We start from the raw sequence: 9,173 nt of genomic DNA on the forward strand, positions 1-9,173 counted from the left end.
GGTTATGAGCCCGACGAGCTACCAGACTGCTCCATCCCGCGTCTGTGTGGCTCATTCTATAGAGATGCGCTCGGGTGTCAACCTCCAATTCCGATAAAACCTCTTCCCGTTCAATCGCTTAGCGTTCAAAAGGGGAGGTCGACCGGTCTGTGAGGCAGGCAGGACAAGGCCTGCGAGTCTATTGAAAGTATTTTTTCGATTGAAAAAATAAATTCACAATCGACTCTTCCTACGATTGGAAAAGAACATTCAGACTACTGGTGCTATATACAGGTGCCAGTGAGATACTGTTTGTCCGGCACGCCATGACGCCTTTTCCTTGCCATGAACACAGCTTTGCTATGACCCAACGCAAGATCATCCACGTCGATTGTGACTGCTTCTATGCAGCCATCGAGATGCGCGACGACCCACGCCTGGCCGGTAAACCACTGGCGGTAGGTGGGTCGGCGGACCGGCGCGGGGTGATCGCCACCTGCAATTATGAGGCGCGAGCGTACGGGGTGCGTTCGGCGATGTCCTCCGGGCATGCCTTGAAGCTGTGCCCGGACCTGACCATCGTCAAGCCACGCATGGATGCCTATAGAGAAGCGTCCAGGGAAATTCATGCGATCTTTCGCGATTACACCGAGATCATCGAGCCGCTCTCGCTCGATGAGGCGTACCTTGATGTGTCGGACAGCGCGCATTTCGCAGGCAGTGCAACGCGAATCGCCCAGGACATCCGGCGCCGGGTCTCCAACCAGTTGCATATCACCGTGTCGGCGGGTGTGGCGCCGAACAAGTTTCTGGCCAAGATTGCCAGTGACTGGAAAAAGCCCAACGGCCTGTTTGTCATCACACCGGACCAGGTCGAGGACTTTGTCAGTGGTTTGCCTGTGAGCAAATTGCACGGGGTCGGCAAAGTCACCGCCGACAAGCTCGGCAAGCTGGGTATCAGCGATTGCCTGCAATTGCGCGAGTGGGACAAGTTGGCGCTGGTGCGTGAGTTCGGCAGCTTTGGCGAGCGACTCTGGAGCCTGGCCCGTGGGATCGACGACCGTGTGGTGCACAACGACAGTCGTCGTCAGTCGATCAGCGTTGAAAACACCTACGATGTTGACCTGCCGGACCTGAAGAGCTGCCTGGACAAGTTGCCCGAGCTGCTGGAGACCCTGGCCGGTCGCATGGCGCGGATCGACAGCAGCTATCGTCCGGGCAAGCCATTCGTCAAAGTGAAGTTCCACGACTTCACCCAGACTACATTGGAGCAGGCCGGGGCAGGGCGGGATCTGGGCAGTTATCAGTTGATGCTGACCCAGGCCTTCAATCGCGGCGGTAAGCCGGTGCGGTTGTTGGGTGTCGGGGTGCGGCTGGAGGACTTGCGGGGTGGGTTCGAGCAGATGGAGTTGTTTGAGCGGTAGCGGAAGACAGAGGTTTGGTGGTGAATGTCAGGCCGCCTTCGCGAGCAGGCTCGCTCCCACATTGGATTTGTGAACACCTGAAATCCTATGTGGGAGCGAGCCTGCTCGCGTTTAGTTCAGCCCCGGATTCGCTACCAGTCGCTCGCCATTGCGGGCCAGTGACTTCAGGAACTCAGTCTGCAATTCGGGATCATTGCGTGTCAGTTCGATCAGGCTCTGTTCCAGTTCACTGGCTTCCTCTTCAAGACCCAGCTCCGACAGGCGCTTGACCCGGTGGACCCACTGATTGACTTCGTCGCCCTCGAGATCGTCATAAATCAGCCCATGGGCCTCATAGAGCTTGCTGCGCAAGGTGCTGCTGACGGCTAGCGAGGAGTCGGTGTGTACGTCGTCCTTGGCATCCTCGACACGAATCAGCAATCGGCTCAGGTGATTGATGTCATGTTCGGCGAACGGGTTGTCCAACAGATTCAGGCGCAACACGCCGTTTTTGTCGGTGGTCAGTTCGAAGGTTTCCTTGCCGGCCTTGACCTCGACCGGGCGCTCGCTCCAGGGCAGGCTTGAGTACTCCGTGCGCTTGTCGCGCTGGACTTCATCAATGCCGGCCAGGTTCTGCTGCGCGCGACCATGGGACTGCACGTTCATGAACGGGTTGAGCCCGGCGAAACCGTAGCTCAGCCAGTCCTTGGTCACGCTGTCCGGCAAATTGCCGAGGGCAAACACATTGACCACGTTGGCACCGACACCCGCTACCACGGCCACCGCGCCCAGCGGGATTTCGTAAATCTCCCGCCAGGGTTGGTACGGCGTATAGCGGTCATAGTGACGCGTGACTTCGTATTCGGTGACTTCGAAAGTCTTCTGCTCGTGGATTTTCACCCGCCGTTGCGGAAGCTCAAGCACCTTGGGCTCACCGACATCGATCTGCAGGCTGTGATCGAGCAATTTGCGCTCGACACGTTCCTCGTGCTCGCTGCGTTGTGACATTTGATTGGCACAGCCGCTGACCAGCAGGGCGCCGCACAAGGCGGCACCACCGAGGCCTAAGGTGTTTCGCTTGAACATGACGTCTCTATATCTGCTATCAGCGGCGGATGCGGGCCTGAAGGAAGGACAGTACGTCGGCGACCGGCAGCGCTTGTGCGTCGGCCTCGGTACGGCTCTTGTATTCCAGGTTGCCTTCGGCCAGGCCGCGGTCGCTGACCACGATCCGGTGTGGAATGCCGATCAGCTCCATGTCCGCGAACTTGATGCCCGGGCTGGTTTTCTTGTCACGGTCATCCAGCAGCACTTCGAAGCCGGCAGCGGTAAGTTGCGCGTACAGCTTGTCGGTGGCTTCGCGAACCTGCTCGGTTTCGTAGCGCAGCGGCACCAGGGCAATCTGGAACGGCGCGAGGGTGTCGCTCCAGATGATCCCGTTTTCGTCGTTGTTCTGCTCGATGGCAGCCGCCACCACGCGAGACACACCGATGCCGTAGCAGCCCATTTCCAGGGTGACCGGCTTGCCGTTCTCGCCCAGCACTTCGCATTTCATCGCTTTGCTGTACTTGTTGCCCAGCTGGAAGATGTGTCCGACTTCGATGCCGCGCTTGATCTCCAGGGTGCCCTTGCCGTCCGGGCTCGGGTCGCCGGCCACGACGTTGCGCAGGTCGGCAACGGTCGGAACAGGCAGGTCGCGTTCCCAGTTCACACCGAAGTAGTGTTTGTCATCGATGTTGGCACCGATGCCGAAGTCGCTCATCAGCTCGACCGAACGGTCGATGATGATCGGCAGCGGCAGGTTCAACGGGCCTAGGGAACCGGCACCGGCGCCAATGGCCTCGCGCAGTTCGCCTTCCGAGGCCATGACCAGCGGGCTGGCAACGCCTGGTTGGTTGGCGGCCTTGATTTCGTTCAGCTCATGGTCGCCACGGATGATCAGGGCAATCAGCTTGCCTTTCTCTTCAGCATGCACCACGAGGGTCTTGATGGTTTTCTCGATCGGCAGGTTGAAGCCTTCGACCAGTTGCGCAATGGTCTTGGCGTTCGGCGTGTCGACCAGGCGCAGCTCTTCGGTCGCAGCGGCACGCGAGGTTTCGCGAGGCACGGCCTCGGCTTTTTCGATGTTGGCGGCGTAGTCGGAGCCGTTGCTGAACACGATGTCGTCTTCACCGGACTCGGCCAGTACGTGGAACTCGTGGGAGCCGGCACCGCCGATGGAGCCGTTGTCGGCTTCTACAGGGCGGAACTTCAGGCCCAGACGGGTGAACACGTTGCAGTAGGCCTGGTGCATGCGGTCGTAGGTGACCTGCAGCGAAGGCTGGTCGGCGTGGAAGGAGTAGGCGTCCTTCATGATGAATTCGCGGCCGCGCATCAAGCCGAAGCGTGGGCGGATTTCGTCACGGAATTTGGTCTGGATCTGGTACAGGTTGATCGGCAGCTGCTTGTAGCTGCTCAATTCGTTGCGCATCAGATCGGTGATGACTTCTTCGTGGGTCGGGCCGGCGCAGAAGTCGCGACCGTGGCGATCCTTGAAGCGCAGCAATTCAGGGCCGTACTCTTCCCAGCGCCCGGATTCCTGCCACAGCTCAGCCGGTTGCGTGCTTGGCATCAACACTTCGAGAGAGCCGGCAGCGTTCATTTCTTCACGAACGACGGCTTCGACCTTGCGCATTACCCGCAAGCCCATCGGCAGCCAGGTGTACAGGCCTGAGGCGAGTTTGCGGATCATGCCGGCGCGCAGCATCAGCTGGTGGCTGATCACGACCGCGTCGGAAGGCGTTTCTTTTTGTGTGGCGAGCAAAAATTGACTGGTGCGCATGGTTGGCCGTTATCGATTGCTGATGACGAGATATGACGGAGCATTGTACGGGCGAGATCCGCTGGCGTACAGGCGTGCGGTCGGTGGTGTGGCAGGAGGGCGCGATTCACTCGGCCCTCCGCGATTCTTCCTGCGTAAAGACCCTACGATTCTTCGGCGACCGGGGTGTGCACCGGTTCCGGTGTAGGTGTCGGACCTTCACGGCGGTTCTCCTGGAACCAGTGCAAGGCGATCAACAGCAGGGTCGGGACGCCCAGCAGGGCGGTAATCAGGAAGAAGTCGTGATAACCGAACTTCTCCACCATGACCCCTGAGTAGCCGCCGATCAGGCGTGGCAGTAGCAGCATGATCGAGCTGAGCAGGGCGTATTGGGTGGCGGAGAATTTCAGGTTGGTCAGGCTCGACAGGTAGGCGACGAACGCCGAGGTCGCCAGGCCCGAGCTGAAGTTGTCCAGGGAGATGGTCAGCACCAGCATGTTCAGGTTGGGGCCCATGTCGGCGAGCATCAGGAACAGGATGTTGGTCGCCGCGGAGGCGACACCGCCGATGAACAGGATCGGCAGGATGCCGAAACGCACGATCAGCAGGCCGCCCATGCCAGCGCCGACCAGGGTCATGATCAGGCCGAAGATTTTGCTGACGCTGGCGATCTGGTCCTTGGTGAAGCCCTGGTCGATGTAGAACACGTTGGCCATCACGCCCATGACCGTATCGGACATCCGATAGGTGGCGATCAAGCCGAGCAGCAGCAGCGCTTGCCAGCGGTAACGCAGGATGAAATCGTTGACGGGTGTCAGTACCGGCGCCAGGCCGCGGCGGCCCATGGCCGAGAGGCACAGGGCGGTGAGGGTGGTATAGAGAATCGCGCGCAGGAAGGCGCGGTCCTCCAGCAGCAGGTCGAGCAGGCTCTCGCCTTCGAACAGTACGCTGGCGAAGTCGGTGTTGTAGAGCTGGGTGAACATGGCCGGCACGGACACCAGCAATACGATCAGCACGAACACCGAGGCCAGTTGATGCACGAAGCTGTAGCGCCCGGCCTGCAGCTGCGTGCGCAAGGGTACTGGCGGCTCGCGCATGAACAGGGATGTCAGCAGTGCCGGGACCATCAGGGCGCCGAACAGGATGTAAGTGCCGGCCCAGGCCGAATGCTTGTAGTTGAAGCCGGTGGAGCCAAAACCTTCGGCGAAGTACAGCGCGCCTGCGGTAGCCAGCAGCGCGGCGACCCGGTAACCGGACATGTAACTGGCGGCCAGTGCGGCTTGGCGGTTGTCTTCGGCGATTTCCAGACGGTAGGCATCGACCGCGATGTCCTGCGTCGCTGATGCGAAAGCGACGACGACGGCAATGGCGATCAGCCAGGACAAATGCTTTTGCGGGTCGCAGAAACCCATCCCGATCAGGCCAAGGATAACCAGTGCCTGGGACAGCACGAGCCAGGACCTTCGTCGACCGAGTTTGCCGAGCAATGGCAGTCGCCATTGGTCGAGCAGGGGTGACCAGACCCATTTGAAGGCATACGCCAGGCCGATCAGGCTTGCATAGCCAATGGTCTCACGCGCCACGCCGGCTTCACGCAGCCAGACTGAAAGCGTCGAAAACACCAGCATGTAGGGCAGGCCGGCGGCGAAACCAAGCAGCAACAGCACGAGTGTCGAGGGGCTGGCATAAGCGGCGAGCGCGGCGCGCCAGGTTTTACGGGGCATGGGCTGGAGTCTGCCTCAAGAAATACGGAAACAAAGCGCGCACTCTAACCGCTGTGCTCTACCGGGCGCCAGCCATGGCGCTGAATATCAACACGATTATTCAGGACACTGATGCCCTCCATGCGTAATCGTGCGCGCTGCTCATCGCCCGAAGGGCTGCCGACCGGCAGGCTGATACGCCCGTTCGCGCCCAGAACACGGTGCCAGGGTAACTTGCTGTCGCCGGGCAGTTGACTGAGTGTGCGCCCGACCCAGCGGGCGGCGCGACCCAGTCCTGCGAGCTCGGCCAACTGGCCGTAGCTGACGACTTTGCCCTCGGGTACTTGTGCCAGCGTCAAATACAGCGCCGTGCGTCGGATTTGCGCTGCACTCTCGGGGTCTTCGGTTGGATCGGTCACGTCCGTCAGTCCTGAAGAAGTTTGCCTTACCATCTGTAGAGTAATTCCTGTGCAGGAAGTTGAGAAATGAACTCAACAGAAATAGTCGGGTCAGTCCTTGTCAGGGCCTTGTTCCTACGGATAATGCCGACTTTTCTCGCAAGCCTGAGCCTGTATTTTGTTTATGTTGTCCAGATCCCTGCTGTGTCTCGCCGTCCTTGGCGCATCCTCTCCCTTGCTGGCCGATACCGTGTGGTTGAAGAACGGTGACAAGCTGAGCGGCAAGATCACGCTGTTCGATGGCGGAAAGCTGCTGATCCAGACCGAGTACGCCGGTGCGGTGACGATCGACTGGAAACAGGTCAAGACCCTGGACAGCGATCAGGAGTTGCTGGTCAAGCAGGATGCCTACAGTGGTGAGAAAGCGAAATCGTTGAAAGCGGCGGACGACGGCAAGGTCACGCTGGCCAACGGCGAGGGACCGAAGACGGTCGAACTGGCGAGCATCCAGCAGATTCTCAAGCCAAAACCGGTGGTCGAGGATCTGGTGTGGAAAGGCAGCGTCGATGTCGCGCTGGATTATCAGCGGGCGGAAAACGACACCGATGACTACGACATCGACTTCAAGACCAGTGCGCGACACGGGCGCTGGCGGCACACCGCTGAAGGTGAGTACAACCGTGAGTTCCAGGACGACGTGGTGACCACGGACAACTGGCGGGCGGAGTACTCCATCGACCGATTCCTGACCGAGCAATGGTTCTGGCAGGGGCGCCTGGTCTACAAACGCGACAAGGTCGAAGACCTTTCCCGTCAACGCACCGTCGGTACCGGTCCCGGCTATCAGTTCTGGGATAACGAACTCGGGGCGTTCTCCCTGGGCTCGCTGGTCAACCGCACGGACTATGAATTCTCCGATGGCAGCGAGGAAAATTTCTACGCCCTGGCCATGAAGTGGGACTACAACCGCTACCTGATCGGCAAACGTGTCGAGTTCTTCACCAATGGTGAGGTCGGCAAGCCGCTGTCGGGCGTGGCCGACTACGCGCTCGATGCCGAGATGGGGTTGCGCTACAAGGTGACTGACTGGGCTTCGCTGAACCTGAAGGCGGAACGCGATATCATCAGCGGCGCCGACGATGCGGATCTGGACAAGACACGCTACACCGCAGGGTTTGGCGTGACCTGGTAAGAGCATCAAAAGATCGCCGCCTTCGACAGCGCCTGCAGGGTCAACCCGGGAGCTGTCGAAGGCGGCGATCTTTTTTGTGTGGACAAAACACCCGCCCACAAAAAAGCCCCGCTGTTGAGGGCGGGGCTTTTTACTAAAGCAAGTACAAGTTAGATAACTTGAACTTCTTCAGCTTGCATGCCTTTCTGACCGCGGGTAGCGATGAAAGAAACCTGTTGGCCTTCTTTCAGGCTTTTGAAGCCGTCGGACTGGATAGCTTTGAAGTGAACGAACAGGTCGTCACCGGATTGTGGAGTGATGAAGCCGAAGCCTTTTTCATCGTTGAACCACTTAACGGTACCGGTTTGGCGATTAGACATGGTGTAACTCCTTGAACAAAGATAACTGCGACTCAGGAAGAACCCTGGCCGAGACTGAGTGCAAAGAGCAGGAAAAATTCTTGTAGATGGTTGGATCGAAATTCAACATATCGTGTAGAGATTCTCAGTGACACAAGCAGCACAGTGACGCCACCTTAACCCTTTTTCCGGAACGTGCCAATGCTTCTTGCACAGGTTTCTCTGTTTTAAGGATCGGCGGTGTGACGGTTCGTCGCCAGCGCAGGTAATTCCCGCCTGTTCGGCGAGAATTGCACCGCGGACTTTGAACCCGGCGGCGCGCCCGGTAAGATGCCGGACAGAATTTTTCGACCTCGCTATTCAGGACACCCGCCATGAGCATCAAATCGGACAAGTGGATTCGCCGCATGGCGCAGGAACACGGCATGATCGAGCCATTCGTCGAGCGCCAGATGCGCGGCAGCGACGATAGCCGTGTGATCTCCTACGGCGTGTCGAGCTACGGCTACGATGTGCGTTGCACCAATCATTTCAAGGTGTTCACCAACATCAATTCGGCCATCGTCGACCCGAAGAACTTCGATGCCGGCAGCTTCGTCGACATCCACAGCGACGTGTGCATCATTCCGCCGAACTCCTTCGCCTTGGCCAGCACCGTCGAATATTTCCGCATTCCGCGTAACGTTTTGACCATTTGCCTGGGTAAAAGCACCTATGCGCGCTGCGGCATCATCGTCAACGTCACACCGCTCGAGCCTGAGTGGGAAGGTCACGTGACCCTCGAGTTCTCCAACACCACCAATCTGCCGGCGAAAATCTACGCGAACGAGGGCGTGGCACAGATGCTGTTCCTTGAGTCTGACGAAGAGTGTGAAGTGTCCTACAAGGACCGTGGCGGCAAGTATCAGGGCCAGCGTGGCGTGACCCTGCCTCGGACCTGAGTCAACCGTCTGGCAAATGCCGGGAATTCCTGAGCGGGCGTACACTCTATGGGGTGTACTGTTCCGATCCGCGCAAGGTGGGTCGGGTCATCGCTCAGGAGTGCCGAATGAAGATCGATCCGCGAATCAGTGCCGAACTGGCAAGGCTTGAACCCAATCAGGTTGGCGTTCTGGCCTGGTCCTTGTTGGCACACCCGCCCGTCAGCATGGCAGGGGGTATTCCCGGCCAGCCTGATCCTGATACCCCGAACGAGCAGCCTAATGAGCCGGGCGAGCCTACGCTGCCGGATGAGCCGCCGCCTGCGCCAGTAGTCTGATAATCCAGACACTACAGATCAAAAAATGTGGGAGCGGGGGGGGGGGGGGGGGGGGGGGGGGGGGGGGGGGGGGGGGGGGGGGGGGGGGGGGGGGGGGGGGGG

The 9,173-nt window shown here is 59.4% G+C and carries 9 protein-coding genes; 4 read left to right on the top strand and 5 right to left on the bottom strand.

Going from position 1 to position 9,173, the window contains the following annotated elements:
• The first annotated feature begins 341 nt into the window (after window positions 1–341).
• Window positions 342–1,403 carry a DNA polymerase IV gene (gene dinB / locus AC1RP7_RS15210; RefSeq protein WP_154909638.1) on the top strand — a complete coding sequence of 354 codons (1,062 nt, stop codon included), beginning with the start codon at window positions 342–344 and terminating at the stop codon, window positions 1,401–1,403.
• 111 nt (window positions 1,404–1,514) lie between these two features.
• On the opposite strand, the gene AC1RP7_RS15215 is transcribed toward dinB, so the two are convergent.
• From AC1RP7_RS15215 to AC1RP7_RS15230, 4 genes are all read right to left on the bottom strand, one after another.
• On the bottom strand, window positions 1,515–2,468 hold the full coding sequence (locus AC1RP7_RS15215; protein WP_057716137.1) for a hypothetical protein: 954 nt from the start codon (window positions 2,466–2,468) through the stop codon (window positions 1,515–1,517).
• Between the two features lie 19 nt (window positions 2,469–2,487).
• The gene (locus AC1RP7_RS15220; RefSeq protein ID WP_057716136.1) at window positions 2,488–4,203 is read right to left on the bottom strand and encodes a proline--tRNA ligase; all 1,716 of its coding nucleotides are present in this window, start codon (window positions 4,201–4,203) and stop codon (window positions 2,488–2,490) included.
• A gap of 143 nt (window positions 4,204–4,346) precedes the next feature.
• Window positions 4,347–5,906, bottom strand: a complete 1,560-nt coding sequence (locus AC1RP7_RS15225; RefSeq protein WP_057716135.1) for an AmpG family muropeptide MFS transporter — start codon at window positions 5,904–5,906, stop codon at window positions 4,347–4,349.
• Between the two features lie 44 nt (window positions 5,907–5,950).
• Window positions 5,951–6,337 (bottom strand): MGMT family protein, encoded by a 387-nt coding sequence (locus AC1RP7_RS15230; protein WP_219733057.1) that lies wholly within the window; start codon window positions 6,335–6,337, stop codon window positions 5,951–5,953.
• Window positions 6,338–6,467: 130 nt separating this feature from the next.
• On the opposite strand from AC1RP7_RS15230, the gene AC1RP7_RS15235 reads away from it, so the two are divergent.
• A complete protein-coding gene (locus tag AC1RP7_RS15235) occupies window positions 6,468–7,475 on the top strand; it encodes a DUF481 domain-containing protein (protein ID WP_493182194.1) in 1,008 nt (335 codons plus the stop codon).
• Between the two features lie 149 nt (window positions 7,476–7,624).
• Here the strand turns inward: AC1RP7_RS15235 and AC1RP7_RS15240 are convergent, their stop codons facing one another.
• On the bottom strand, window positions 7,625–7,834 hold the full coding sequence (locus tag AC1RP7_RS15240) for a cold-shock protein (RefSeq protein ID WP_002554837.1): 210 nt from the start codon (window positions 7,832–7,834) through the stop codon (window positions 7,625–7,627).
• A gap of 353 nt (window positions 7,835–8,187) precedes the next feature.
• Here AC1RP7_RS15240 and dcd point away from each other — a divergent pair, with 353 nt between their 5' ends.
• Together dcd and AC1RP7_RS15250 are read left to right on the top strand one after the other, a co-directional pair.
• Complete coding sequence (gene dcd / locus AC1RP7_RS15245; protein ID WP_007940589.1) at window positions 8,188–8,754, top strand: dCTP deaminase; 567 nt, start codon at window positions 8,188–8,190, stop codon at window positions 8,752–8,754.
• A 107-nt stretch (window positions 8,755–8,861) separates the two neighbouring features.
• The gene (locus AC1RP7_RS15250) at window positions 8,862–9,071 is read left to right on the top strand and encodes a hypothetical protein (protein ID WP_008052149.1); all 210 of its coding nucleotides are present in this window, start codon (window positions 8,862–8,864) and stop codon (window positions 9,069–9,071) included.
• The last annotated feature ends 102 nt before the right edge of the window (window positions 9,072–9,173 follow it).

The sequence above is a fragment of the Pseudomonas sp. GW822-FHT01E03 genome (genome assembly GCF_058802985.1).

Bases quoted from the DNA above. Each gene is read 5' to 3' on its own strand.
- dinB (WP_154909638.1), top strand. From the start codon at position 342: ATGACCCAACGCAAGATCATCCACGTCGATTGTGACTGCTTCTATGCA.
- AC1RP7_RS15215 (WP_057716137.1), bottom strand. From the start codon at position 2,468: ATGTTCAAGCGAAACACCTTAGGCCTCGGTGGTGCCGCCTTGTGCGGC.
- AC1RP7_RS15220 (WP_057716136.1), bottom strand. From the start codon at position 4,203: ATGCGCACCAGTCAATTTTTGCTCGCCACACAAAAAGAAACGCCTTCC.
- AC1RP7_RS15225 (WP_057716135.1), bottom strand. From the start codon at position 5,906: ATGCCCCGTAAAACCTGGCGCGCCGCGCTCGCCGCTTATGCCAGCCCC.
- AC1RP7_RS15230 (WP_219733057.1), bottom strand. From the start codon at position 6,337: ATGGTAAGGCAAACTTCTTCAGGACTGACGGACGTGACCGATCCAACC.
- AC1RP7_RS15235 (WP_493182194.1), top strand. From the start codon at position 6,468: ATGTTGTCCAGATCCCTGCTGTGTCTCGCCGTCCTTGGCGCATCCTCT.
- AC1RP7_RS15240 (WP_002554837.1), bottom strand. From the start codon at position 7,834: ATGTCTAATCGCCAAACCGGTACCGTTAAGTGGTTCAACGATGAAAAA.
- dcd (WP_007940589.1), top strand. From the start codon at position 8,188: ATGAGCATCAAATCGGACAAGTGGATTCGCCGCATGGCGCAGGAACAC.
- AC1RP7_RS15250 (WP_008052149.1), top strand. From the start codon at position 8,862: ATGAAGATCGATCCGCGAATCAGTGCCGAACTGGCAAGGCTTGAACCC.